The organism is Pseudomonas sp. R28(2017), assembly GCF_002112505.1.
Classification (GTDB): Bacteria; Pseudomonadota; Gammaproteobacteria; order Pseudomonadales; family Pseudomonadaceae; genus Aquipseudomonas.
In genome coordinates this window covers 95,660-120,286 of sequence record NZ_NEHW01000009.1, presented here as the reverse complement: position 1 = coordinate 120,286, position 24,627 = coordinate 95,660, and the positions used below count along the sequence as shown (strand labels likewise).

The following is a 24,627-nucleotide window of genomic DNA, read 5'->3' as shown; positions in this document are numbered from 1 at the left end:
CCAGCTAATTGAAGGCAAGGGACTAGACCATGCATTTCACCATTCAACGCGAAGCCCTGTTGAAACCCCTGCAACTGGTCGCCGGTGTCGTCGAGCGCCGCCAGACCTTGCCGGTGCTGTCCAACGTCCTGCTGGTCGTGCAAGGCCAGCAGCTGTCGTTGACCGGTACCGACCTGGAAGTCGAACTGGTTGGCCGCGTGCAACTGGAAGAGCCGGCCGAGCCAGGCGAGATCACTGTCCCGGCGCGCAAGCTGATGGACATCTGCAAGAGCCTGCCGAACGACGTTCTGATCGATATCAAGGTCGACGAGCAGAAGCTGTTGGTCAAGGCTGGCCGTAGTCGCTTTACCTTGTCGACCCTGCCAGCCAACGATTTCCCCACCGTTGAAGAAGGCCCGGGTTCGCTGACCTGCAACCTGGAACAGAGCAAACTGCGCCGTCTGATCGAGCGCACCAGCTTTGCCATGGCCCAACAGGACGTGCGTTATTACCTCAACGGCATGCTGTTGGAAGTGTCGCGCAACACCCTGCGCGCGGTGTCCACCGACGGTCACCGCCTGGCGCTGTGCTCGATGAGCGCACCGATCGAGCAGGATGATCGCCATCAGGTCATCGTTCCACGCAAGGGTATTCTCGAACTGGCGCGCCTGCTGACCGATCCGGAAGGCATGGTCAGCATCGTTCTCGGTCAGCACCACATCCGTGCGACTACCGGTGAATTCACCTTCACGTCCAAGCTGGTCGATGGCAAGTTCCCCGATTATGAGCGTGTACTGCCGAAGGGCGGTGACAAGCTGGTAGTCGGTGACCGTCAGGCGCTGCGTGAGGCTTTCAGCCGCACCGCGATTCTTTCCAACGAGAAATACCGTGGTATTCGCCTGCAACTGGCTGCCGGCCAATTGAAGATCCAGGCCAACAACCCTGAACAGGAAGAAGCGGAAGAAGAGATCAGCGTGGACTACGAAGGTAGCTCGCTGGAGATCGGCTTCAACGTCAGCTACCTGCTAGACGTATTGGGCGTCATGACTACCGAGCAAGTTCGTCTGATTCTGTCCGATTCCAACAGCAGTGCCCTGCTGCAGGAAGCTGGCAATGACGATTCTTCCTACGTTGTCATGCCAATGCGCCTGTAACTCGTAGCAGGCGAAATGTCCCTTCGACGTATCATGGTCACCGCGGTGCGCAACCTGCACCCGGTGACCCTCTCACCTTCCCCCCGCATCAATATCCTCTACGGCGCCAACGGCAGCGGCAAGACCAGTGTGCTCGAAGCTGTGCACTTGCTTGGCCTTGCCCGGTCATTTCGCAGTACGCGGTTAAACCCGGTCATTCAGTATGAGCAACCCGCTTGTACCGTGTTTGGCGAAGTCCAGTTGGCTGAGGGGGGTACCAGCAACCTGGGCGTTTCAAGGGAGCGGGCGGGCGAATTCACTATTCGCATCGACGGGCAGAATGCCAAGAGCGCCGCTCAGCTGGCTGAACTGTTGCCGCTGCAGCTGATCAACCCGGACAGTTTTCGATTGCTGGAAGGCGCACCAAAAATTCGCCGACAGTTTCTCGATTGGGGAGTGTTCCACGTGGAACCTCGATTCCTGCCTGCCTGGCAACGTCTGCAGAAGGCGCTGCGGCAGCGGAACTCGTGGTTGCGGCATGGTACACTTGACCCAGCTTCGCAAGCCGCCTGGGACCGGGAGTTGTGCCTGGCCAGCGCGGAAATAGATGAATACCGTCGCAATTACATCAAGGCCTTGAAGCCCGTCTTCGAGCGAACCCTGAGCGAACTGGTCGAGCTGGACGGGTTGACCCTGAGCTACTACCGAGGCTGGGACAAGGACCGGGAACTGCAAGAAGTCCTCGCCTCCTCTCTCCTTCGCGATCAGCAGATGGGCCACACCCAGGCCGGCCCCCAGCGCGCTGATCTGCGTCTTCGTCTGGCTGCCAACAATGCAGCTGACATCCTGTCGCGTGGTCAGCAAAAGCTGGTGGTGTGCGCACTGCGCATTGCCCAGGGCCATCTCGTCAGTCAGGCTCGCCGCGGCCACTGTATTTATCTCGTTGACGACCTGCCGTCCGAGCTGGATGACCAGCATCGCCGCGCGCTGTGCCGCTTGCTTGAAGAATTACGCTGCCAGGTGTTCATCACCTGTGTAGATCACGAATTACTGAGGGAAGGCTGGCAAACGGAAACGCCAGTTGCCTTGTTCCACGTGGAACACGGCCGTATCACCCAGACCCACGACCATCGGGAGTGAAGGCATGAGCGAAAATCAAACGTACGACTCCTCCAGCATCAAGGTGCTGAAAGGTTTGGATGCCGTACGCAAGCGTCCCGGCATGTACATTGGCGACACCGATGATGGTAGCGGCCTGCACCACATGGTCTTCGAAGTGGTCGACAACTCGATCGACGAAGCCCTCGCCGGTCACTGCGATGACATCACCGTCATCATCCACACGGACGAATCCATCAGTGTGCGCGACAACGGTCGCGGCATTCCGGTCGACGTGCATAAAGAAGAAGGCGTATCCGCAGCCGAGGTCATCATGACCGTGCTGCACGCTGGCGGTAAGTTCGACGACAACTCCTACAAGGTATCCGGCGGTCTGCACGGTGTAGGTGTTTCGGTGGTAAACGCCCTGTCCGAGAAGCTGGTACTGACTGTTCGCCGCAGCGGCAAGATCTGGGAGCAGACTTACGTTCACGGTGTTCCACAGGCGCCGATGGCCGTTGTCGGCGACAGCGAAACCACCGGTACCCACATCCACTTCAAGCCCTCGGCAGAAACTTTCAAGAACATCCACTTCAGCTGGGACATTCTGGCCAAGCGGATTCGCGAACTGTCGTTCCTCAACTCGGGTGTCGGCATCCTGCTGAAGGACGAGCGTTCGGGCAAGGAAGAGTTCTTCAAGTACGAAGGTGGCTTGAGCGCGTTCGTCGAATACCTCAACACCAACAAGACCCCGATCAACTCGCAGGTCTTCCACTTCAACGTTCAGCGTGACGATGGCGTGGGTGTCGAGATTGCTCTGCAGTGGAACGACAGCTTCAACGAAAACCTGCTGTGCTTCACCAACAACATTCCGCAGCGTGACGGCGGTACTCACCTGGTCGGTTTCCGCTCCTCGCTGACCCGTAGCCTGAACAGCTACATTGAGCAGGAAGGCCTGGCCAAGAAGAACAAGGTCGCCACCACCGGTGACGATGCCCGTGAAGGCCTTACCGCAATCATTTCGGTGAAGGTGCCGGATCCGAAGTTCAGCTCGCAGACCAAGGACAAGCTGGTCTCCTCGGAGGTGAAAACCGCCGTGGAACAAGAGATGAACAAATACTTCGCCGACTTCCTGCTGGAAAACCCGAACGAAGCCAAGGCCGTGGTCGGCAAGATGATCGACGCTGCCCGTGCCCGTGAAGCGGCGCGTAAAGCCCGTGAAATGACCCGCCGTAAAGGCGCGCTGGATATCGCCGGCCTGCCGGGCAAACTGGCGGACTGCCAGGAGAAGGACCCTGCTCTTTCCGAACTGTACCTGGTGGAGGGTGACTCCGCAGGTGGCTCGGCCAAGCAAGGCCGTAACCGTCGCACCCAGGCGATCCTGCCGCTCAAGGGCAAGATCCTCAACGTCGAGAAAGCGCGTTTCGACAAGATGATCTCGTCCCAGGAAGTGGGCACGCTGATCACCGCGCTGGGCTGTGGCATTGGCCGCGAAGAGTACAACATCGACAAACTGCGTTATCACAACATCATCATCATGACCGATGCTGACGTCGACGGTTCGCACATCCGTACCCTGCTGCTGACCTTCTTCTTCCGTCAGCTGCCGGAGCTGGTCGAGCGCGGTTACATCTATATCGCCCAGCCGCCACTGTACAAGGTGAAGAAAGGCAAGCAGGAGCAGTACATCAAGGACGACGAGGCCATGGAAGAATACATGACCCAATCGGCCCTCGAAGATGCCAGCCTGCACCTGGACGAGTCGGCGCCAGCCGTTTCCGGCGTACAGCTGGAAACCCTGGTGAACGAATTCCGTTCCGTGATGAAGACCCTCAAGCGCCTGTCGCGCCTGTACCCGGAAGACATCACCGAGCACTTCATCTACCTGCCGGAAGTCACCCTGGAGCAACTGGGCGACCACGCCGTGATGCAAGCCTGGCTGGTGAAGTTCCAGGAGCGCCTGAGCAACAGCCAGAAGTCGGGCCTGGTCTACAAGGCCAGCCTGCGCGAAGACAAGGAGCGCAATGTCTGGCTGCCGGAAGTGGAAGTTACCTCCCACGGCCTGGCCAGCTACGTCACCTTCAACCGTGATTTCTTCGGCAGCAACGACTACCGTACGGTGGTCAACATCGGTGCCAAGCTCTCCAGCCTGCTGGGTGAAGGTGCCTACGTTCAGCGCGGTGAGCGCCGCAAGGCGATCGTCGAGTTCAAGGAAGGCCTGGACTGGCTGATGAACGAGACCACCAAGCGCCACACCATCCAGCGATACAAAGGTCTGGGCGAGATGAACCCGGAGCAGCTGTGGGAAACCACCATGGACCCAACCGTCCGCCGCATGCTCAAGGTCACCATCGAAGACGCGATTGCCGCCGACCAGATCTTCAACACCCTGATGGGCGACGCGGTGGAACCACGCCGTGACTTCATCGAAAGCAATGCGCTGTCGGTGTCGAACCTGGACTTCTGATCAGGTGTAGATCGCAAGATAAAAAAACGCCCGCTGATGCGGGCGTTTTTTTATCTGCAAAAGTCAGTAGCCAGAAAGGACGCTGACCACCGCACCACTGGCAATCGCCACCAGCACGTAGTCTCCGTTCACATACAACCAACGATGATCACGCGGCGGTGCGTACAGGTGGCGTGCACGCCAGTCGGTTACCCAATAGCGGTCAGCACGGTAGTGCGGTTCAACCACGTAACCGCGGTGCCATTGCTGATGGGGCACCGGCATACCCGCTTCGGGGCGGAAGTTCGGATTGTGGTAGGCCGGGTAGCGGCCATTGTCATGGCGGTCATGCCGTTCGGGTTGACCCTGTGGCGGGTAGCCCTGATGGGATGGGCCACCGTCGTGGCGGTCCGGGCCTGGTTGAGCAAAGCTGGCCAAGGGGGCGCTGAGCACAAGCGCGGCGCAGAGTATGGTTAGGGCTTTCTTCATTTGCTGATCCTCTGCCTGTTAACGCCCGGCAGGTAGTAAGGGCTGCCGGGTACGGTTGACTGATCAGACCACAACCTTTTCCACTTTATGTCAGGGCAGAGGTAAAGGTCTGGTAAAGGCAGACGGCTACAAGCCAAGCGCCTTCAAGCGGCGATACAAGGTGCGTTCACTCAGCCCCAGGTGACGAGCCAGCTCGCTGCGTGATCCTTGAAACTGCTCCAGCGCCTGCGCCAGATCGCCCAGATTGTTCCGCCCTCTGTTCATGACCAATGCCTGCTGCGGCCCAACATCATCCGGCAGGTGTTCAGGCCGGATCAGCCCGTCATCGGCAAACAGCCGTGCCCTTTCCAGGATGTTGCGCAACTCACGAATGTTTCCCGGGAACGCATGCAGCTTGAGTTGCTGCAGTGCCTCCTCGGTCAAACTCGGTGTCGGCTTGCCAGCCATGCGCTGCAGCAAGCTCTCGGCCAGCAGAGGCAGATCGTCCACGCGCTCGCGCAAAGCTGGCAAGCGGATTGGAAAGCCACTGATGCGGTAATACAGATCTTCACGGAAGGTCCCCTCTGCCACCATTTGCTTCAGTGGTTTATGGGTCGCCGAAACCAGGCGGAAATCCGCATGCACGGTGCGCAGGCTGCCAACCGGGCGGAAGCTTCCGGACTCGATCAAGCGCAGCAACTTGACCTGCATCGCCAACGGCACCTCGCCGATCTCGTCGAGGAACAACGTGCCGCCATGGGCGGCTTCGGCCAGGCCGATCTTGCGCTGGTTGGCGCCGGTGAACGCGCCTTTCTCATAGCCGAACAGTTCGCTCTCGAACAGCGATTCGGTCAGGCCGGTGCAGTCGACAACGACCAAGGGGCCATTGGCCCTTGGGCTACCCATGTGAATGGCGCGGGCGAAGAGCTCCTTGCCGGTACCCGATTCGCCCTGGAGCAGTACAGGAATCTGCGCGGGTGCCGCACGCTGCAGGCTGGCCAAGGCTGTCTTGAAAGCAGGTGCTCGCCCGACCAGCCCCTGTTCTTGAGGTTGCGCGGAAGCCAGGGTGATGCTGGTAAGCCGTTCGACGAAGGCGACCACCCTGCCCTCTTGATCGAGGATCGGCCGCAACTCTACATCCACATGTTCGGGACCACGCGGCGTGTGATGAATGTGCAGCACACGCTCAGGCACCTTGCTGTCCCATGCCTTGCGCATCGGGCAGTGCTCACCCGCCTGGTCACACGGGACGGCGTAGTGGTGCGACACCCGGTGGCATTTCTCACCCAGCGGGGCCTGCTCGTCCCGACCGAATTGCCGGCGATAAGCCGCATTGGCTGCGAGGATGTTGTAGTCGGTGTCCAGCACGATGGTCGGCAGGGCATCGTGCTCAAGGTAGGAAACCAGAGCTAGGATGAGGGGATGAGATTCAGGCATGACGGCACCGGTTGGATTACCTGGCGCAGGTTAACAAGGACTGCCAAACACTGCCATTGGCTGACAGTCGACTGCCAAACGTGCTGCCAGAATAGTTTTCAGATGTCAGTGACGTGCCGGACTCATTGTGTGTCGCCATGAAAAAGCCCTGGCATGCATCTTGATAAACCTCCTGTCACCGCCTTCCCTTTACAGGGCGAGGTGGATCAATTGGAGAACGTGATGATCATCGGCAACAACCTTCACGTGGACGCCTTCTATGACAAGGCGACCTCGACCATCAGCTACCTGGTCATGGACCGTGAAACCCGTCAGTGCGCACTGATCGATAGCGTGCTGGACTACGACCCCAAGTCCGGGCGCACCTGCACTGCCTCGGCGGATCGCCTGATCGAACGCGTGGCTGAACTGAATGCCAAGGTGCAGTGGGTACTGGAGACTCATGTCCACGCCGACCACCTCTCGGCGGCGGCCTACCTCAAGAAAGCGCTCGGTGGCCACACGGCCATCGGTGCGCACATTACCCAGGTACAGAAAGTCTTCGGCACGCTGTTCAATGCCGAGCCTGGCTTCGCCCGGGATGGCAGCCAGTTCGATGTGCTGTTCGAAGACGAAGAGGGCTTCAGCATCGGCAACCTGCATGCCCGAGCCCTGCACACCCCGGGGCATACCCCGGCGTGTCTCAGCTACATGGTTGTGGACGCTGGCGAGACTGCGGTGTTCGTCGGCGATACGCTGTTCATGCCTGACTACGGTACCGCCCGCTGCGATTTCCCCGGCGCCGATGCGCGCACGTTGTATCGCTCGATCCGTCGCCTGCTGGCCTTCCCCGACCGGACCCAGCTGTTCATGTGCCACGACTACCTGCCAGGCGGGCGCGAGATGCAGTACGTCACCACGGTGGCCGAGCAGCGCGCCAGCAACATCCACATTCGCCAAGGCATCGACGAGGACAGCTTCGTGGCCATGCGCGAAGCCCGCGACAAGACCCTCGACATGCCCGTGCTGATCCTGCCATCGGTGCAGGTGAACATGCGCAGCGGCCAGTTCCCGGAGCCTGAAGAAAACGGCGTGAGCTACCTGAAGATCCCGCTGAACAAGCTTTGACTGCCCTGCCCCATTACCAGAAATTCCAGGATTGACTGCCATGCCTGCCAATGCCGACCACCACAAGGTGGTCATCGTCGGTGCCGGTGCCGCCGGTATCGCCACTGCTTCCAGCCTGATTGCCCGTGACCCGTCACTGGACATCGCCCTGATCGACCCTGCCGACGTGCACTACTACCAGCCAGGCTGGACCCTGGTCGGCGCGGGGGTGTTCAAGGCGCCGAGCACTGCCCGCACCATGGCCTCGGCCATGCCGCGGAGCGTGCGCTGGATCAAGGCGCGGGTTGAGCAATTCGACCCCTCGGCCCAACTGGTCATCCTCGAAGGTGGCCGCGCCATCAGTTATGAGCAACTGGTGGTCTGCCCCGGCCTCAAACTCGACTGGGATGCCATCGACGGGCTCAGCGAAACCCTCGGTCGCAACGGTGTCACCTCCAACTACCGCTACGACCTGGCGCCCTACACCTGGGAAATGGTGCAAAAGCTCAAGCAGGGGCGCGCGCTGTTCACCCAGCCGCCGATGCCAATCAAGTGCGCCGGTGCGCCGCAGAAGGCGCTGTATCTGTCCTGTGACCATTGGCTGCGCAATGGTCGACTTGGCGACGTGAAGGCCAGTTTCTTCAATGCCGGTGCCGTACTGTTCGGCGTCCCCGACTATGTGCCGGCGTTGATGGCCTACATCGACAAGTACGGCGTAGACCTCAATTACACCCATCGCCTGGTAGCAGTGGATGGCCCCAACCAGCGTGCCACCTTTGTGCGTACGCTACCCGACGGCAGCAGCGAAACCCGTACCGAAGCCTTCGACATGTTGCATGTGGTGCCCCCGCAGGTTGCCCCGGACTTCATTCGCCTAAGCCCGTTGGCCGATGCCGCCGGCTGGGTCGATGTCGACCCGCATACCTTGCGCCACCGTCAGTTCGGCAACATTCACGCGCTGGGCGATGTGGCCAACACCAGCAACGCCAAGACTGCCGCCGCAGCGCGCAAGCAGGCGCCGGTGGTAGCCAACAATGTGCTGGTGGCGCTGGGCCGCCTGCCTACGCTGGCCCGATACGACGGCTATGGCTCCTGCCCACTGACTGTCGAGCGCGGCAAGATCGTCCTGGCCGAGTTCACCTATGGCGGCAAGGTTGCGCCGAGCTTCCCCCGCTGGTTGCTCGATGGGCGCCAGCCGACGCGCGTGGCCTGGTTGCTCAAGGCACGGGTGCTGCCGCCGCTGTACTGGCAGGGCATGCTCAAAGGTCGTGAGTGGCTGGCGCGCCCGCAACCGCTGGATGCCGAGGCCGCACAGTGATCGAGCATCAACTGCTGGGCGCTGGCCTCGGCGCGATCATAGGTGCGGTGCTGGCGCTGACCGGCGCCGGTGGAGGCATCCTGGCAGTGCCGCTGCTGGTGTTCGGGCTTGGCCTGTCGATGGTCGAAGCGGCGCCCATCGGCCTGCTCGCCGTGGGGCTTGCGGCGGCGGTGGGCGCGGTGCTCGGTTTGCGCGAAGGGCTGGTGCGTTATCGCGCGGCCCTGTTCATCGCACTGATTGGCATCGCAGCGGCCCCGTTCGGCCTGATGCTGGCGCACCGCTTGCCCAACACACCCCTGGCGCTGGTGTTCGCTGCCGTACTGACCTACGCCTGCCTGCGTATCTGGCGCAAGGCGGCCAAAGCGCTGCGCGGCGAAGGCAGCGAAGCCCATCGCTACATCGAACCCTGCGTGCTGAACCCGTTGCAGGGGCGCTTGCGCTGGACGTTACCCTGCGCACGCGCCTTGGCGTTTACCGGGGCGATGTCAGGCCTGCTCTCCGGCCTGTTGGGGGTGGGCGGCGGCTTTGTGATCATCCCCGCCTTGAACCGCTACACCAACCTGCGCATGAAGAGCATCGTCTCGACATCCCTGGCCGTCATCGCGCTGGTTTCCACGGGGAGCGTGGTCAGCGCCAGCCTGGCCGGCGTGATGCACTGGCGGATCGGCGCACCGTTCGCCATCGGTGCGGTGATCGGCCTGCTGCTGGCCAGGCCATTAGCCACCCGGATCGCCGGCCCACGCCTGCAGCAGCTGTTTGCCGTGGCCGGTTGGCTGGCGGCGCTGCTGCTGGCTGGCAAGGCACTACTCAGCTAGCAGCTCATCCTGTTCCGCCGCGCACAGCGCCAGCAGGTAGTCCCACACCACCCGCAGGCGCACCGACTTGTGCAACTCGCGGCGGGTACAGATCCAGTAGCTGCGCTGGATGGTCTCGCTAGGCAGCACGCGCACCAGTGTCGGGTCATGGCGGGCCATGTAGTTGGGCAGCACGGCGATACCCAGGCCGGCGCGGGCGGCGGTCTGCTGGGCGATCACGCTGGTGCTGCGGAAGGCCACGTTCGGTGCGCGGCAGAAACTGTTGAGAAACAGCAGCTCCTGGCTGAACAGCAGGTCATCGACGTAGCCGATCCAGCTGTGCCGGGCCAGGTCCTCGCGGTTGCGCAGGGGCGGCGCCCGGTCCAGGTAATCCTGGCTGGCATAGAGCGCCAGGCGGTAGTCGGTGAGCTTGCGGGTGATCAGCAGGTCGGCGTTGGGCCGCTCCAGGTGAATGCTGATTTCTGCCTCGCGGTTAAGGATGCTGACGAAGCGCGGTACGGCCACCAGCTCTACCTCCAGACCCGGGTAGCGGGCGAACAGCTCGCTCATGCGCGGGGTGAAGAACATGATGCCGATGCCTTCGGTAACCCCCAGGCGAATCTTGCCCAGTGGGGTGATGGCCTGGGTGATTTCTTCCTGCGCCAGCAGGGCAACGTTCTCCATGGCTTCGGCATGCTTGAGCAGCGCCTGGCCCGATGGGGTCAGTTCATAGCCCTGGGCATGCTGCACGAACAGTGGCGTGCCCAGGCTCTTCTCGATGCTTTCGATGTGCCGGGCCACTGTGCTGTGGGTGGTATTGAGGCGCTTGGCCGCACTGAGCAGGCGGCCACTGCGCTGCAACTCGAGGAAAAACCGCAGATCGTTCCAGTCGAACATGCTGATCCTTGTGGCTGTTCTCACCGGCCTTTTCGCGGGCAAGCCCGCTCCCACAGGGATAGCATTGCCTTCCTTACCTGTGGGAGCGGGCTTGCCCGCGAAAAGGCCGGTACAGACTTACCGCTGTGCTAAAACGCACAGCGGCTGCGTGAAATCTCGTGTTTCCTTGACGAAATTACTCACTAAGATGGATCGGGACAAGAATAATAATCAGGCGCGAGGTTGCACATGCCATCAGCCGATTCTGTCTTCGACTACGTGGTCGTAGGCGCTGGCCCCGCCGGCTGCCTGCTGGCCAATCGTTTGTCCGCCGACCCTTCCTGCCGCGTCCTGCTGCTCGAAGCCGGTGGCCGCGACAACTATCCGTGGATTCACATCCCCGTCGGTTACCTCTACTGCATCGGCAACCCGCGCACCGACTGGTGCTTCAAGACCGAAGCACAGCCCGGTTTGGGCGGCCGTGCGCTGGGCTATCCACGGGGCAAGGTGCTCGGCGGCTGTTCTTCGATCAACGGCATGATCTACATGCGCGGCCAGGCTGCCGATTACGACCACTGGGCCGCACAAGGCAACGAAGGCTGGGCCTGGAACGATGTGCTGCCGTTGTTCAAGGCCAGTGAGAACCACTTTGCCGGTGCCAGCGAGCACCATGGCGCTGCGGGTGAATGGCGGGTCGAGCGCCAGCGCTACAGCTGGCCGATCCTCGACGCGTTCCGCGACGCCGCCGAGCAAAGTGGCATTGGCAAGGTCGATGACTTCAATACCGGCGACAACCAGGGCTGTGGATACTTTCAGGTCAATCAGCGCAGTGGGGTGCGCTGGAACGCTTCCAAAGCCTTTCTGCGGCCGATCAAGGACCGCCCCAACCTCACCGTGCTGACCGGCGTGCAGGTAGACCAGGTGCTGTTGAACAACACCCGTGCCCGTGCGGTTAAAGCCCTGTGGCAAGGCGCCTGGCATGAATTTGCTGCACGCCGCGAGATCATCCTTTGCGCCGGTGCCGTGGGGTCGCCCGGCATTCTCCAGCGTTCCGGCATCGGCCCGCGCAAGCTGCTCGAAAGCCTGGGCATCGGTGTGCGCCACGACATGCCAGGCGTCGGCGGCAACCTGCAGGATCACCTGCAACTGCGGCTGATCTACCAGATCCGCAACACCCGCACCCTCAACCAGATGGCCAACAGCCTGTGGGGCAAGCTGGGCATGGGCCTGCGCTATCTCTACGACCGCAGTGGCCCGCTGGCCATGGCGCCGAGCCAGTTGGGCGCCTTCGTGCGCTCGAGCCCTGAGCAGGCCACACCGAACCTGCAGTATCACGTGCAGCCGTTGTCACTGGAGCGCTTCGGCGAGCCGCTGCATCTGTTTCCGGCCTTCACCGCCTCGGTGTGCAACCTGCGCCCTGCCAGCCGCGGGCGCATCGATATCCGCAGCGCGGACATGAACAGCACGCCGCAGATCGACCCCAATTACTTGAGCGACCCTCAGGACCTGCGCGTCGCCGCAGCCGCCATCCGCCTGACCCGGCGCATCGTCCAGGCCCCTGCCCTCGCCGCTTTCGATCCCAAGGAATATTTGCCAGGCCCGTCCCTGCAAACCGAGGAGGAATTGTTCGAGGCGGCCGGCAAGATCGGCACCACCATCTTCCACCCGGTCGGCACCTGCCGTATGGGTAACGGCGACCTGGATGTTGTCGATAACCAGCTTCGCGTGCATGGCGTCCCCGGCCTGCGTGTGGCCGATGCCTCGATCATGCCGCAGATCACCTCCGGCAATACCTGTTCCCCCACCCTGATGATCGCCGAAAAGGCGGCGCAACTGATCCTCAAAGGAGCCGCAACCCAGACCTACCTGAACGAAGACGCGGTACCGACCCCCTGACCCGGGAGCGCGCAACAGCGGCAGCTCGCGGTCACAAGCTGCCGACAGTGGAACAACAAGAATAATCACTGTGGCCTGCGGGCCGAGGACAGCAACGATGTCGGATTACATCCAAGAGCAGGGTGCCACGGCGAGTACCTCCAGCCGTCGTGAAGAGCGCAAGATCATTTTCGCGTCATCCCTCGGGACGGTGTTCGAGTGGTATGACTTTTTTCTCTATGGGGCCTTGGCCGCTGTCATCAGCAAGCAGTTCTTCGCCGGGGTGAACGACACCACCGCCTTCATCTTCGCCCTCATGGCCTTTGCCGCCGGGTTCCTGGTGCGGCCGTTCGGCGCGCTGGTATTCGGCCGCCTGGGCGACATGATCGGGCGCAAGTACACCTTCCTGGTGACCATCGTGCTGATGGGCCTGTCGACCTTTGCCGTCGGCCTGCTGCCGACCTACGCCAGCATCGGCATCGCGGCACCGATCATCCTGGTGATCCTGCGCATGCTCCAGGGGCTGGCGCTGGGTGGTGAATACGGCGGTGCCGCCACCTACGTGGCCGAGCACGCGCCACCCGGCAAGCGCGGCTTCCACACCGGTTTCATCCAGTCCACCGCTACCCTGGGCCTGCTGCTGTCATTGCTGGTGGTTCTGGGCAGCCGCTACATCAGTGGCGACCAGTTCGAAACCTGGGGCTGGCGCCTGCCGTTCCTGCTGTCGATCTTCCTGCTGGCGATCTCCACCTGGATCCGCATGAGCATGCACGAGTCGCCGGCGTTCGTGAAAATGAAGGCCCAGGGCAAGGTCAGCAAGTCGCCGATCCGCGAGTCGTTCACCTCCTGGCCCAACCTGAAGGTCGTGCTCACGGCGCTGTTCAGCATCAACGCCGGGCAGGCCGTGACGTTCTATACCGCACAGTTCTACGTGCTGTTCTTCATGACCCAGATGCTCAAGATGGACCCTGCCCAGGCCAATACCCTGCTGATCATCAGCGTGGTGATCGGTGCTCCGTTCTTCGTGTTCTTCGGCTGGCTGTCCGACCGCATCGGGCGCAAGCCGATCCTGATGCTCGGCCTGCTGCTGGCCACCGTGCTGTATTTCCCGATGTTCAAGGCCCTGAGCCACTATGCCAACCCGCAGATCGACGCAGCCAGCCGCCAGGCGCCCATCGTGGTCACGGCTGATCCGCAGGGCTGCACCTTCCAGTTCGACCCGGTCGGCAAGGCACGCTTCGACAGCCCGTGCGACAAGGTCAAGACCTTCCTGGTCAAGCAGGGCCTGCCATACAGCTCGGTGAGCGTGGCCGGCAGCGATGTGGTGGTGAACATTGGCGACAAGACCATCAACGGCTTCGACGAAGCGGCCATGCGCACGGCAGTGGAACAAGCGGGCTACCCGGCCAAGGCTGACCCAGGGCAGGTCAATCAGGTGATGGTGGTGGTGCTGATCGTGGCGATGATCCTGATTGCGACCATGACCTACGGCCCGCTGGCAGCGGTGATGGTCGAGCTGTTCCCGACCCGCATCCGCTACACCTCGATGTCGCTGCCCTACCACATCGGCAACGGCTGGTTCGGCGGCTTCCTGCCAACCGTGTCGTTCGCGCTGGTGGTGTATACCGGGGATATCTTCTATGGCTTGTGGTACCCGGTGCTGGTGACCGGCATCAGCCTGGTGGTGGGGATCTTCTGCCTGAAAGAAACCAAGGACGTGGATATCGACAAGGTCTGAAGGATCTGAGCCGGCCCCTTCGCGGGCAAGCCCGCTCCCACAGGGATCGCGGCAGATTCCAGAAAGTGAGCAAGACACTTGCTCCCGCAGGGCTAACCGCTAACTTTGTGGGAGCGGGCATGCCCGCGAAGAGACCAACACCAGTTACCACGGTTCACGCATAAAAAAACCGGCTGTAAAAGCCGGTTTTCTTATGCCCCGAAAAAACTTATGCACGTTTTTCAGAAAAACGTCATACACAGAAATAAACAGCTAATTCATACACTTAGAGTCGATTCCAGGTATTTCAAGAACAAACTGTTCACAAGTTATCCACAGATGGTCAGGCTATCTGTTCCTGCGGTTTTTCATCCACTGGCGGCAGCGAGCCCATGGCCCGCTGGGTCGCTTCGTTCCACGCTGCAGCACGGTCATTGAGCTCGGCAATAGCCCGTGGCCCGGTACCCTCGGCGTACATCGGCTTGCCGATAACCACCTCGATGGTGCCCGAGCGCTTGCCCCAGCCCGTCTTGGGCCAGAACTTGCCAGCGTTGTGGGCAATCGGCAGCACCGGCAACCCGGCATTCACGGCCAGCGCGGTACCGCCTCGGGAGAATTTGCCCACAGTGCCGAACGGCACCCGGGTACCTTCCGGGAAGATCAGCACCCAGGTTTTCTGCTTGAGCAATTCGTCACCCTTGCTGGCCACCTGGCGCAGGGCTTCCTTGGGGTTGTCGCGGTTGATCGCGATCGGCCGCAGCATGGCCATGGCCCAACCAAAGAACGGCACATACAGCAGCTCGCGCTTGAGCACCTGGCTCAGCGGCGAGAAGTACTGGGAAAGGAAGAAGGTTTCCCAGGTGCTCTGGTGGTTGGACAGGATCACGCAGGGTTCGTCCGGCACGTTCTCGGCACCGGTGACCTTGTAGTTGATGCCAAGGATGGTGCGCACCAGGAACAGGGCGCAACGGCACCAGTACACGTTGATGAACGTGTAGCGCTTGGGGAACGACAAGAACGGCGCGACGAAGAAGCTCAGCGAGCACCACAGCAGCGAACTGGTGCCCAGCAGCAGGTAAAAAAGAAAGATTCTGATCGCCTGCAGGATCGACATAGTGGCAAGTACCGTTGCGGGGCGTGCCCGCCTGGGAAAAATGCGCCCGAGGGCGCATTGTTGTTTAAATAATTTCTCTGGCGATAGCTGCCAGATCGTCGAAAATCAGTGTAGTTTCCGGGACGCCTTTTTCCAGGGTCCGCTCGCCCTTGCCGGTTTTCACCAACACGGGTTGTGCACCGACGGCCAGGGCGGCCTCCAGGTCACCTTTGCTGTCGCCAACGAACCAGACGCCTTCAAGGCCTACCTGGTAATGCTCGGCGATCGCCCGCAGCATGCCAGGCTTGGGCTTGCGGCAATCGCAGCCTTCATCCGGCCCGTGCGGGCAATACACGATGTGGCCCACCTCGCCGCCCTGCTCGGCCACCAGCGCGCGCAGGCGCGCGTGCATGGCCTCGAGGGTTGCCAGCGGGTAGTAGCCACGGGCGATGCCGGACTGGTTGGTGGCCACGGCCACCGTCCAGCCCGCCTTGCTCAACTGCGCGATGGCCTCGACCGAGCCAGGGATCGGGATCCACTCTTCCAGCGTCTTGATGTAGGCGTCGGAGTCGTAGTTGATCACCCCGTCACGATCGAGAATCAGCAGTTTCAAGGCTTACCCCAGCAGCGAAATGTCAGCCACACCCAGGAACAGGCCGCGCAGGCGGCTGAGCAGGGCATAACGGTTGGCACGTACCTTGGCGTCTTCGGCGTTGACCATCACCGCCTCGAAGAAGGCATCGACCGGGTCACGCAGGGCCGCCAGGCGGGCCAGCGATTCGCTGTACTGGCGAGCAGCTGCCATCGGTTGCACGGCCTGGTCGGCCTGCTGGATGGCCGAGTACAGGGAGAACTCGTTGGCGTTGTCGAAGTACTTCGGCTCGACCTGTTCGGCGATGGCGCCTTCGGCCTTGCTCAGCAGGTTCGACACACGCTTGTTCACCGCTGCCAGGGCTTCGGCTTCCGGCAGCTTGCGGAAGGCCTGAACAGCTTGTACGCGCTGGTCGAAGTCCAGGGCAGAAGCCGGCTTCAGGGCACGTACCGACAGGTAGGTGGCAACGTCGATGCCTTCGTCTTCGTAGCGTGCACGCAGGCGATCGAAGATGAACTCCAGCACCTGCTCGGCCAGGCCAGCGGCCTTGACCTTGGCACCGAACTGCTTGACCGCGAACTCGACCGCAGCGCTCAGGTCCAGGTCCAGCTGTTTCTCGATCAGGATGCGCAGCACGCCCAGGGCGGCACGGCGCAGGGCGTACGGGTCCTTGCTGCCGGTAGGCAGCATGCCGATGCCGAAGATGCCCACCAGGGTGTCGAGCTTGTCGGCGATGGCCACGGCAGCACCGGTGAGGGTCTGCGGCAGCTCGGCGCCAGCACCGCGCGGCATGTACTGCTCGTTCAGGGCCAGGGCGACGTCTTCCGGCTCACCGTCGTTGAGCGCGTAGTAGTAACCGGCAACACCCTGCATTTCAGGGAACTCGCCGACCATCTCGGTGGCCAGGTCGCACTTCGACAGCAGGCCGGCACGGCCAGCGCGCTGGGCGTCGCCGCCGATCAGCGGGGCGATGAACGCAGCCAGCCTGGAAACGCGCTCGGCCTTGTCGTAGACAGTGCCCAGCTGAGCCTGGAACACCACGTTCTTCAGGCGCTCGTTGAAGGTTTCCAGTGGCTGCTTCTTGTCCTGCTTGAAGAAGAACTCGGCGTCGGTCAGGCGCGGGCGCACGACCTTCTCGTTACCCAGCACGATCTGCTTGGGGTCACGGCTCTCGACGTTGGCCACGGTGATGAAGCGCGGCAGCAGCTTGCCTTCGCTGTCCAGCAGGCAGAAGTACTTCTGGTTGTCCTGCATGGTGGTGATCAGGGCTTCCTGCGGCACTTCGAGGAAACGCTCCTCGAACGAGCACACCAGCGGCACCGGCCACTCGACCAGGGCAGTCACTTCGTCCAGCAGGGCCGGCGGCACGATGGCGCTGCCTTCCTGCTGCATGGCCAGCTCGGCGGTACGCTTGCTGATCAGTTCGCGGCGCTCGGCGAAGTCGGCCAGCACGTAGGCTTTGCGCAGGTCTTCGACGTAGTTGGCCGGGGTGGTGATGACCACGTTTTCCGGGTGGTGGAAGCGGTGGCCACGGGATTCACGGCCGGCCTTCTGCGACAGGATGGTGCAGTCGACCACCTGGTCGCCGAGCAGCATCACCAGCCACTGGGTCGGGCGCACGAACTCTTCACGGCTGGCGGCCCAGCGCATGCGCTTGGGGATCGGCAGGTCGTTGAGCGAATCCTCGACGATGGTCGGCAGCAGGCTGGCAGTGGCCTTGCCCGGGATGTGCTGGGAGAAGCGCAGCTTGGCGCCGCTCTGGTCGATTTCCGACAGCTCCACACCGCATTTCTTGGCAAAGCCCAGGGCAGCCTGGGTCGGCTCGCCGTCTTTGAAAGCAGCCTGCATGGGCGGGCCGTCGATGTTGATGCTGCGGTCAGGCTGCTGCACGTCCAGTTGGCGGATCAGCACGGCCAGGCGACGCGGCGCGGCGTAAACCTGCTTGCCGGTGTAGTTCAGGCCAGCGGCCTGCAGGCCTTTCTCGATGCCGGCCAGGAAGGCGTCGCCGAGACTTGCCAGGGCTTTCGGTGGCAGCTCTTCGGTGCCCAGTTCTACCAGGAAATCTTGAGCACTCATTGTGCAGCCTCCAGCTTCGCCAACACTTCGTCACGCAGTTCAGGGGTGGCCATCGGGAAGCCCAGGCGTGCGCGGGCTTGCAGATAGCTTTGCGCCACGTCCCGGGCCAGGGTACGTACGCGCAGGATGTAACGCTGGCGCTCGGTTACCGAGATGGCGCGGCGGGCGTCCAGCAGGTTGAAGGTGTGCGAGGCCTTCAGGACCATTTCATAGGTCGGCAGCGGCAGCTCCAGCTTGATCAGGCGGTTGGCTTCGCTTTCATAGAAGTCGAACAGTTCGAACAGCTTCTCGACGTTGGCGTGTTCGAAGTTGTAGGTCGACTGCTCCACCTCGTTCTGGTGGAACACGTCGCCGTAGGTGACCTTGCCGAACGGGCCGTCGGCCCACACCAGGTCGTAGACCGAGTCGACGCCCTGGATGTACATGGCCAGGCGCTCCAGGCCGTAGGTGATTTCACCGGTGACCGGGTAGCACTCGATGCCACCTACCTGCTGGAAGTAGGTGAACTGGGTGACTTCCATGCCGTTCAGCCAGATTTCCCAGCCCAGGCCCCAGGCGCCGAGGGTCGGCGATTCCCAGTTGTCTTCGACGAAGCGGATGTCGTGGACCAGCGGGTCCAGGCCAATGGCTTTCAGCGAGCCGAGGTACAGCTCCTGGAAGTTGGCCGGGTTCGGCTTCAGGACCACCTGGAACTGGTAGTAGTGCTGCAGGCGGTTGGGGTTTTCGCCATACCGCCCGTCGGCAGGGCGACGGCTAGGCTGCACATAGGCGGCGTTCCAGGTTTCTGGACCCACGGCGCGCAGGAATGTAGCGGTGTGGAAAGTGCCGGCGCCTACTTCCATATCGTAGGGCTGAAGCACCACACAACCTTGAGCTGCCCAGTAGTTTTGCAGGGCGAGGATCAGGTCTTGGAAGGTACGCACGGCTGGCGTAGGCTGGCTCACGAAATTCACCTGTATCTGGGGATGCGGATGTAAAGAGCGGGAGTATAACCTGATTCGCCTCGCCCTCTACTCATTGGAGCCTTATGCCACGCTGCTTTTGGTGTACCGACGATCCGTTGTACCAGGCCTACCACGACCGGGAATGGGGAACGCCACAGCGTGACCCGGCGTTGCTGTTCGAGATGCTTTTGCTCGAAGGGTTCCAGGCGGGGCTTTCATGGATCACCGTCTTGCGCAAACGCGAGCGTTATCGCGAGGTGATGCACGGCTTCGATCCGGTGAAACTGGCCGCCATGAGTGACGAACGCATCGAAGAACTCATGATGGATGCCGGCATCATCCGCAACCGCCTCAAGCTCAAGGCTGCCCGGCGCAACGCACAGGCCTGGCTGGCTGTGGATAACCCTGCCGAGTGGTTGTGGTCGTTCGTGGGTGGTGAGCCGAAGATCAACCACTTCCAGGCCCGCGGTGACGTGCCAGCGGTCACCGACGAAGCCAAGGCCATGAGCAAGGCCCTGCAGAAAGCCGGTTTCACCTTCGTCGGCCCGACCATCTGCTACGCCTTCATGCAGGCCACCGGCATGGTCATGGACCACACCACCGATTGCGATCGCTACGCCGCCTTGTTGCGCTGAGGGGTTACAATGCGCGCCTTGCTGAAATAAGGAATTGCCTGTGGAAAAGTTCAAGGGCGCCCTGATGGTCGGGGTGCTGCGTCTGTTTGCCAAGCTGCCCTGGGGCGCTGTGCAGCGCGTCGGCGCCGGTATCGGCTGGCTGATGTGGAAAGTCCCCAATGGCTCGCGCAATGTCGTGCGCATCAACCTGGCCAAGTGCTTCCCGGAGATGGATCCGGTCGAGCGTGAGCAACTGGTCGGCCGTGCATTGAAGGATATCGGCAAATCTTTTGTCGAAAGTGCCTGTGCCTGGATCTGGCCACCGCAGCGTTCGCTGGAGCTGGTCAAGGAAGTGCACGGCCTGGAAGTGCTGGAGCAGGCCCTGGCCTCGGGCAAGGGCGTGGTCGGCATCACCAGCCACCTGGGCAACTGGGAAGTGCTCAACCACTTCTACTGCAACCAGTGCAAACCGATCATCTTCTACCGCCCGCCGAAGCTCAAGGCAGTGGATGACCTGCTGCGCGAGCAACGTGTGCAGATGGGCAACCGCGTGGCGCCTTCGACCAAGGAAGGCATCCTCAGCGTGATCAAGGAAGTGCGGCGCGGTGGTCAGGTGGGTATTCCTGCCGACCCGGAGCCGGCGGAGTCGGCAGGTGTCTTCGTGCCATTTCTCGGCACCCAGGCGCTGACCAGCAAGTTCGTGCCGAACATGCTGGCCGGTGGCAAGGCGGTGGGGGTGTTCCTGCATGCGCTGCGGCTGCCGGACGGCTCGGGCTTCAAGGTGTTCCTGGAAGCGGCGCCGGAAGAGATGTACAGCACCGACGTGAACGTGTCGGCGGCGGCCATGAGCAAGGTGGTCGAGCGTTATGTGCGCGAGTACCCGAGCCAGTACATGTGGAGCATGAAGCGCTTCAAGAAGCGCCCGGCCGGCGAGCCGCGCTGGTACTGAGTTATCCACTGCTCTACTGCAGACATGAATACATGTCTGTCAGATTTAGCAGGGGCCCTGTGGGAGCGGGCTTGCCCGCGTAGAAGACACCGCGGTGCATGGCACCGGCTTCGCCGGTGTTCGCGGGCAAGCCCGCTCCCACAGGGGATCGCGTCAACTTGAGGTTTTGTTGAGCTTCTTCAGGAACACGGTCATCTCTTTCTCGGCCTGTTTGTCGCCGTGGGCCTGGGCCGCAACAATCCCGTCCTCCCAGGCCTTGCGCGCTGCCGCCAGGTCACCGACCAGCTGATACGCCTTGCCCAGCAGTTTCCACGCCGCCGAATACTTCGGATCCTGCTCCACACACCGTGCCAGGTGCACAGCCGCCTGCGCACCATTGCCCTCGTCCAGCCAGGCTTTACCCAGGCCAAACCGCAGCAGCGGGTTATCCACACCCTTGGCCAGCATCTTCTCCAGCGATTCGCGCATGCCCTCTTCTCCTAGAAGAAACTCAAGCCGACGTGGAACAGCTTTTCCACGTCGCGAATGTGCTTTTTATCCACAACGAACAGGATCACGTGGTCGCCCGACTCGATCACCGTGTCGTCGTGGGCGATCAGCACCTCCTCGTCGCGGATGATCGCGCCGATGGTGGTGCCCGGTGGCAAGGCAATGTGCTCGATGGCCTTGCCGACCACCTTGCTCGACTTCGAATCGCCGTGCGCCACCGCCTCGATGGCCTCGGCCGCGCCGCGGCGCAGCGAGTGCACGCTGACGATATCGCCGCGCCGCACGTGCGCCAGCAAGGTACCGATGGTGGCCAGCTGCGGGCTGATGGCGATGTCGATGTCGCCGCCCTGCACCAGGTCGACATAGGCCGGGTTGTTGATGATGGTCATGACCTTGCCCGCGCCAAGGCGCTTGGCCAGCAGCGACGACATGATGTTGGCCTCGTCGTCGTTGGTCAGGGCCAGGAAGATGTCGGCGTCCGCGATGTTCTCTTCGAGCATCAGGTCCTTGTCCGAGGCACTGCCCTGCAGCACCACCGTGCTTTCCAGGGTATCGGAAAGGTGCCTGCAGCGTGCCGGGCTCATCTCGATGATCTTCACCTGGTAGCGGCTCTCGATGGCTTCGGCCAGACGCTCGCCGATCTGCCCGCCCCCGGCGATGACAATGCGCTTGTTGGTCTCGTCGATGCGGCGCAGCTCGCCCATCACGGCGCGGATGTCCTTCTTGGCGGCGATGAAGAACACTTCGTCATCGGCTTCGATCACCGTGTCGCCCCGCGGGGTGATAGGCCGGTCGCGACGGAAGATCGCCGCCACGCGGGTATCGACGTTGGGCATGTGCGCGCGTATCTGGCGCAACTGCTGGCCCACCAGCGGGCCGCCGTAATAGGCCTTCACCGCCACCAGCTGGGCCTTGCCCTCGGCGAAGTCGATCACCTGCAGCGAGCCCGGGTGTTCGATCAGGCGCTTGATGTAGTTGGTCACCACCTGCTCGGGGCTGATCAGCACGTCGACCGGGATGTGGTCGTTGTCGAACAGCTCTTCGCGGGTCAGGTAGGCCGACTCGCGCACCCGGGCGATCTTGGTCGGGGTGTGGAACAGCGAATAGGCCACCTGGCAGGCGACCATGTTGGTTTCGTCACTGTTGGTGACCGCCACCAGCATGTCGGCGTCGTCGGCACCGGCCTGGCGCAGCACCGTCGGCAGCGAGCCGCGGCCTTGCACGGTGCGGATGTCCAGGCGGTCGCCGAGGTCGCGCAGGCGGTCGCCATCGGTGTCGACCACGGTGATGTCGTTGGCTTCGCTGGCCAGGTGTTCCGCCAGCGTACCGCCTACCTGCCCTGCGCCGAGGATGATGATCTTCATCCGCTACTCCCTACCCGTTGTGCTTATCCGCGCGAGGCGGCGATCTTGATCAGCTTGGCATAGTAGAACCCGTCGTGGCCGCCTTCCTGGGCCAGCAACTGGCGGCCGTGGGGCTGGCGCAGGCCGGCTTCGGTGGCCAGGTCCAGCTCACGGGCGCCCGGGGTGCGGGCGAGGAAGGCGTCGATCACTTCGGTGTTCTCGGTCGGCAGACTGGAACAGGTGGCGTACAGCAGCATGCCGCCCACTTCCAGGGTCGGCCACAGGGCATCGAGCAGCTCGCCTTGCAGCGTGGCCAGGGCCGGGATGTCCTCGGCCTGACGGGTCAGCTTGATGTCCGGGTGGCGGCGGATCACGCCGGTGGCCGAGCACGGTGCGTCGAGCAGGATGCGCTGGAACGGCTTGCCGTCCCACCAGCTGGCAGTGTCGCGGGCATCGCAGGCGATCAGCTCGGCGTCCAGTTGCAGGCGGTCGAGGTTCTCGCGCACGCGGGTCAGGCGCTTGGCTTCGAGGTCGATGGCCACGACATGGCCCAGGTCGGCTTGCGCTTCGAGCAGGTGGCAGGTCTTGCCGCCCGGGGCGCAGCAGGCGTCGAGCACGCGCTGGCCGGGGGCCAGTTCCAGCAGGTCGGCGGACAGCTGCGCGGCTTCGTCCTGCACGCTTACCCAGCCTTCGGCGAAGCCTGGCAGGCCGCGCACGTCGCAGGCTTCGGCCAGCACGATACCGTCACGGCTGTACGGGCAGGCGCTGGCGGCAACGCCCGCCTCGGCCAGCAGCGCCAGGTAGGCGTCACGGCTATGGTGGCGGCGGTTGACCCGCAAGATCATCGGCGGGTGGGCGTTGTTGGCTGCGCAGATGGCTTCCCACTGCTCTGGCCAGAAGGCTTTCAGCGACTTCTGCAGCCAGCGCGGGTGAGCGGTGCGCACCACCGGGTCGCGCTCCATGCCGGCCAGCAGTTCCTCGCCCTCACGCTGGGCGCGGCGCAACACGGCATTGAGCAGGCCCTTGGCCCAAGGCTTCTTCAGCTTGTCGGCACAGCCAACGGTCTCGCCGATGGCGGCGTGGGCCGGGATGCGGGTGTAGAACAGCTGGTACAGGCCGACCAGCAGCAGGGCCTGCACATCGGCATCGGCGGCCTTGAATGGCTTCTGCAGCAGCTGAGCGGCCAGCAGGTCGAGGCGTGGCTGCCAGCGGGCGGTGCCGAATGCCAGGTCCTGGGTCAGGCCACGGTCGCGTTCTTCGACCTTGTCCAGCTGCGCTGGCAGCGAGCTGTTCAGCGAGGCCTTGCCGCTGAGAACAGCGGCAAGGGCACGGGCGGCGGCGAGGCGTGGGTTCATTGGCCCAGCACCTTGCCGGCGGCGAATTTCTCGCGGCGGCTGTTGAACAGGTCGCTGAAGTTGAGCGCCTTGCCACCGGGCAGCTGCAGGCGGGTCAGGCTCAGGGCCTGGTCACCACAGGCGACTACCAGGCCGTCCTTGCTGGCGGACAGGATTTCGCCCGGCGCGCCTTTGCCTGTGGACAAGTTGGCGGCCAGTACCTTGACGCTCTCCCCGTCTAGCGTGCTGTGGCACACCGGCCAAGGGTTGAAGGCGCGGATCAGGCGTTCCAGCTCGATGGCCGGGCGGCTCCAGTCGATGCGGGCTTCGTCCTTGTTCAGCTTGTGCGCGTAGGTGGCCAGGGCATCGTCCTGAACCTCGCCTTGCAGCGAACCGTCCGCCAGGCCAGCGATGGCCTGGACTACAGCCGGCGGGCCCATTTCGGCGAGGCGGTCGTGCAGGCTGCCGCCAGTGTCGTCGGCGCTGATCGGGGTGACCACCTTGAGCAGCATCGGCCCGGTATCCAGGCCGGCTTCCATGCGCATCACGGTCACGCCGCTCTCGGCATCGCCCGCTTCCACGGCGCGCTGGATCGGCGCCGCACCGCGCCAGCGTGGCAGCAGCGAGGCGTGGCTGTTGATGCAGCCCAGGCGCGGGATGTCGAGCACGACTTGCGGCAGGATCAGGCCGTAGGCGACCACCACCATCAGGTCTGGCTTGAGCGCGGCCAGTTCAGCCTGTGCCTCGGCATTGCGCAGGGTCGGTGGCTGCAACACCGGGATGTCATGGGCCACGGCCAGTGCCTTCACTGCGCTGGGCATGAGCTTCTGGCCACGACCGGCAGGGCGGTCGGGCTGGGTGTAGACGGCCACGATCTCGTACGGGCTGTCGAGCAGGGCCTTGAGGTGTTCGGCGGCAAACTCTGGAGTGCCTGCAAAGACGATGCGCATGGAGTTCTCGCTTCAA

The 24,627-nt window shown here is 62.7% G+C and carries 21 protein-coding genes; 10 read left to right on the top strand and 11 right to left on the bottom strand.

Going from position 1 to position 24,627, the window contains the following annotated elements:
• The first annotated feature begins 29 nt into the window (after positions 1-29).
• From dnaN to gyrB, 3 genes are read left to right on the top strand one after another with little or no spacing between them, the layout of a single operon-like run.
• Positions 30-1,133, top strand: a complete 1,104-nt coding sequence (gene dnaN / locus CAF78_RS17120) for a DNA polymerase III subunit beta (protein ID WP_015268408.1) — start codon at positions 30-32, stop codon at positions 1,131-1,133.
• Positions 1,134-1,148: 15 nt separating this feature from the next.
• Positions 1,149-2,252 carry a DNA replication/repair protein RecF gene (gene recF / locus CAF78_RS17115; RefSeq protein WP_085676559.1) on the top strand — a complete coding sequence of 368 codons (1,104 nt, stop codon included), beginning with the start codon at positions 1,149-1,151 and terminating at the stop codon, positions 2,250-2,252.
• 4 nt (positions 2,253-2,256) lie between these two features.
• On the top strand, positions 2,257-4,677 hold the full coding sequence (gyrB, locus tag CAF78_RS17110; RefSeq protein WP_085676560.1) for a DNA topoisomerase (ATP-hydrolyzing) subunit B: 2,421 nt from the start codon (positions 2,257-2,259) through the stop codon (positions 4,675-4,677).
• A 63-nt stretch (positions 4,678-4,740) separates the two neighbouring features.
• On the opposite strand, the gene CAF78_RS17105 is transcribed toward gyrB, so the two are convergent.
• Together CAF78_RS17105 and CAF78_RS17100 are read right to left on the bottom strand one after the other, a co-directional pair.
• A complete protein-coding gene (locus CAF78_RS17105) occupies positions 4,741-5,145 on the bottom strand; it encodes an RcnB family protein (RefSeq protein WP_085676561.1) in 405 nt (134 codons plus the stop codon).
• Positions 5,146-5,271: 126 nt separating this feature from the next.
• Positions 5,272-6,561: a sigma-54-dependent Fis family transcriptional regulator gene (locus CAF78_RS17100; RefSeq protein WP_085676562.1), complete on the bottom strand. Its 1,290-nt coding sequence runs from the start codon at positions 6,559-6,561 to the stop codon at positions 5,272-5,274.
• 222 nt (positions 6,562-6,783) lie between these two features.
• On the opposite strand from CAF78_RS17100, the gene CAF78_RS17095 reads away from it, so the two are divergent.
• From CAF78_RS17095 to CAF78_RS17085, 3 genes are read left to right on the top strand one after another with little or no spacing between them, the layout of a single operon-like run.
• Entirely contained in the window at positions 6,784-7,668 is an 885-nt protein-coding gene (locus CAF78_RS17095; protein ID WP_085676563.1) for an MBL fold metallo-hydrolase, read from the top strand.
• A gap of 40 nt (positions 7,669-7,708) precedes the next feature.
• Positions 7,709-8,965, top strand: coding sequence for an FAD/NAD(P)-binding oxidoreductase (locus tag CAF78_RS17090; protein WP_371856908.1), 1,257 nt, complete (start codon positions 7,709-7,711; stop codon positions 8,963-8,965).
• Entirely contained in the window at positions 8,962-9,780 is an 819-nt protein-coding gene (locus tag CAF78_RS17085) for a sulfite exporter TauE/SafE family protein (protein WP_085676565.1), read from the top strand. Before CAF78_RS17090 ends, CAF78_RS17085 begins: the two co-directional genes overlap by 4 nt.
• Here CAF78_RS17085 and CAF78_RS17080 read toward each other — a convergent pair.
• On the bottom strand, positions 9,769-10,656 hold the full coding sequence (locus CAF78_RS17080) for a LysR family transcriptional regulator (RefSeq protein ID WP_085676566.1): 888 nt from the start codon (positions 10,654-10,656) through the stop codon (positions 9,769-9,771). The genes CAF78_RS17085 and CAF78_RS17080 overlap by 12 nt on opposite strands.
• 228 nt (positions 10,657-10,884) lie before the next feature.
• Here CAF78_RS17080 and CAF78_RS17075 point away from each other — a divergent pair, with 228 nt between their 5' ends.
• Both CAF78_RS17075 and CAF78_RS17070 read left to right on the top strand, forming a co-directional pair.
• A complete protein-coding gene (locus CAF78_RS17075; protein ID WP_085676567.1) occupies positions 10,885-12,531 on the top strand; it encodes a GMC family oxidoreductase in 1,647 nt (548 codons plus the stop codon).
• Positions 12,532-12,628: 97 nt separating this feature from the next.
• Positions 12,629-14,248 carry an MFS transporter gene (locus CAF78_RS17070; RefSeq protein ID WP_085676568.1) on the top strand — a complete coding sequence of 540 codons (1,620 nt, stop codon included), beginning with the start codon at positions 12,629-12,631 and terminating at the stop codon, positions 14,246-14,248.
• Between the two features lie 322 nt (positions 14,249-14,570).
• On the opposite strand, the gene CAF78_RS17065 is transcribed toward CAF78_RS17070, so the two are convergent.
• The 4 genes from CAF78_RS17065 to glyQ all read right to left on the bottom strand — a co-directional run bounded on the left by CAF78_RS17065 (position 14,571) and on the right by glyQ (position 18,932).
• Complete coding sequence (locus CAF78_RS17065; protein WP_085676569.1) at positions 14,571-15,341, bottom strand: 1-acyl-sn-glycerol-3-phosphate acyltransferase; 771 nt, start codon at positions 15,339-15,341, stop codon at positions 14,571-14,573.
• Between the two features lie 64 nt (positions 15,342-15,405).
• Positions 15,406-15,933: a D-glycero-beta-D-manno-heptose 1,7-bisphosphate 7-phosphatase gene (gene gmhB / locus CAF78_RS17060; protein WP_085676570.1), complete on the bottom strand. Its 528-nt coding sequence runs from the start codon at positions 15,931-15,933 to the stop codon at positions 15,406-15,408.
• A 3-nt stretch (positions 15,934-15,936) separates the two neighbouring features.
• Positions 15,937-17,988, bottom strand: coding sequence for a glycine--tRNA ligase subunit beta (gene glyS / locus CAF78_RS17055; protein ID WP_085676571.1), 2,052 nt, complete (start codon positions 17,986-17,988; stop codon positions 15,937-15,939).
• Complete coding sequence (glyQ, locus tag CAF78_RS17050; protein ID WP_027592054.1) at positions 17,985-18,932, bottom strand: glycine--tRNA ligase subunit alpha; 948 nt, start codon at positions 18,930-18,932, stop codon at positions 17,985-17,987. Before glyQ ends, glyS begins: the two co-directional genes overlap by 4 nt.
• Before the next feature lie 83 nt (positions 18,933-19,015).
• On the opposite strand from glyQ, the gene CAF78_RS17045 reads away from it, so the two are divergent.
• Together CAF78_RS17045 and CAF78_RS17040 are read left to right on the top strand one after the other, a co-directional pair.
• The gene (locus CAF78_RS17045; protein ID WP_085676572.1) at positions 19,016-19,567 is read left to right on the top strand and encodes a DNA-3-methyladenine glycosylase I; all 552 of its coding nucleotides are present in this window, start codon (positions 19,016-19,018) and stop codon (positions 19,565-19,567) included.
• 40 nt (positions 19,568-19,607) lie between these two features.
• Complete coding sequence (locus CAF78_RS17040) at positions 19,608-20,495, top strand: lysophospholipid acyltransferase (RefSeq protein ID WP_085676573.1); 888 nt, start codon at positions 19,608-19,610, stop codon at positions 20,493-20,495.
• Positions 20,496-20,648: 153 nt separating this feature from the next.
• On the opposite strand, the gene CAF78_RS17030 is transcribed toward CAF78_RS17040, so the two are convergent.
• Genes CAF78_RS17030 through fmt form a run of 4 tightly spaced genes read right to left on the bottom strand, consistent with a single transcriptional unit; the run spans position 20,649 to position 24,611 of the window.
• Complete coding sequence (locus tag CAF78_RS17030) at positions 20,649-20,963, bottom strand: M48 family metallopeptidase (RefSeq protein ID WP_085676575.1); 315 nt, start codon at positions 20,961-20,963, stop codon at positions 20,649-20,651.
• A gap of 11 nt (positions 20,964-20,974) precedes the next feature.
• Positions 20,975-22,348, bottom strand: a complete 1,374-nt coding sequence (gene trkA, locus CAF78_RS17025) for a Trk system potassium transporter TrkA (protein WP_085676576.1) — start codon at positions 22,346-22,348, stop codon at positions 20,975-20,977.
• 23 nt (positions 22,349-22,371) lie between these two features.
• Complete coding sequence (gene rsmB, locus CAF78_RS17020) at positions 22,372-23,682, bottom strand: 16S rRNA (cytosine(967)-C(5))-methyltransferase RsmB (protein WP_085676577.1); 1,311 nt, start codon at positions 23,680-23,682, stop codon at positions 22,372-22,374.
• Positions 23,679-24,611: a methionyl-tRNA formyltransferase gene (fmt, locus tag CAF78_RS17015; RefSeq protein ID WP_085676578.1), complete on the bottom strand. Its 933-nt coding sequence runs from the start codon at positions 24,609-24,611 to the stop codon at positions 23,679-23,681. Before fmt ends, rsmB begins: the two co-directional genes overlap by 4 nt.
• Positions 24,612-24,627: the final 16 nt, after the last annotated feature.

What these genes read in the sequence shown, in the direction of transcription:
- dnaN (WP_015268408.1), top strand. Translation starts at nt 30, where the DNA reads ATGCATTTCACCATTCAACGCGAAGCCCTGTTGAAACCCCTGCAACTG.
- recF (WP_085676559.1), top strand. Translation starts at nt 1,149, where the DNA reads ATGTCCCTTCGACGTATCATGGTCACCGCGGTGCGCAACCTGCACCCG.
- gyrB (WP_085676560.1), top strand. Translation starts at nt 2,257, where the DNA reads ATGAGCGAAAATCAAACGTACGACTCCTCCAGCATCAAGGTGCTGAAA.
- CAF78_RS17105 (WP_085676561.1), bottom strand. Translation starts at nt 5,145, where the DNA reads ATGAAGAAAGCCCTAACCATACTCTGCGCCGCGCTTGTGCTCAGCGCC.
- CAF78_RS17100 (WP_085676562.1), bottom strand. Translation starts at nt 6,561, where the DNA reads ATGCCTGAATCTCATCCCCTCATCCTAGCTCTGGTTTCCTACCTTGAG.
- CAF78_RS17095 (WP_085676563.1), top strand. Translation starts at nt 6,784, where the DNA reads ATGATCATCGGCAACAACCTTCACGTGGACGCCTTCTATGACAAGGCG.
- CAF78_RS17090 (WP_371856908.1), top strand. Translation starts at nt 7,709, where the DNA reads ATGCCTGCCAATGCCGACCACCACAAGGTGGTCATCGTCGGTGCCGGT.
- CAF78_RS17080 (WP_085676566.1), bottom strand. Translation starts at nt 10,656, where the DNA reads ATGTTCGACTGGAACGATCTGCGGTTTTTCCTCGAGTTGCAGCGCAGT.
- CAF78_RS17075 (WP_085676567.1), top strand. Translation starts at nt 10,885, where the DNA reads ATGCCATCAGCCGATTCTGTCTTCGACTACGTGGTCGTAGGCGCTGGC.
- CAF78_RS17070 (WP_085676568.1), top strand. Translation starts at nt 12,629, where the DNA reads ATGTCGGATTACATCCAAGAGCAGGGTGCCACGGCGAGTACCTCCAGC.
- CAF78_RS17065 (WP_085676569.1), bottom strand. Translation starts at nt 15,341, where the DNA reads ATGTCGATCCTGCAGGCGATCAGAATCTTTCTTTTTTACCTGCTGCTG.
- glyS (WP_085676571.1), bottom strand. Translation starts at nt 17,988, where the DNA reads ATGAGTGCTCAAGATTTCCTGGTAGAACTGGGCACCGAAGAGCTGCCA.
- CAF78_RS17045 (WP_085676572.1), top strand. Translation starts at nt 19,016, where the DNA reads ATGCCACGCTGCTTTTGGTGTACCGACGATCCGTTGTACCAGGCCTAC.
- CAF78_RS17030 (WP_085676575.1), bottom strand. Translation starts at nt 20,963, where the DNA reads ATGCGCGAATCGCTGGAGAAGATGCTGGCCAAGGGTGTGGATAACCCG.
- trkA (WP_085676576.1), bottom strand. Translation starts at nt 22,348, where the DNA reads ATGAAGATCATCATCCTCGGCGCAGGGCAGGTAGGCGGTACGCTGGCG.
- rsmB (WP_085676577.1), bottom strand. Translation starts at nt 23,682, where the DNA reads ATGAACCCACGCCTCGCCGCCGCCCGTGCCCTTGCCGCTGTTCTCAGC.
- fmt (WP_085676578.1), bottom strand. Translation starts at nt 24,611, where the DNA reads ATGCGCATCGTCTTTGCAGGCACTCCAGAGTTTGCCGCCGAACACCTC.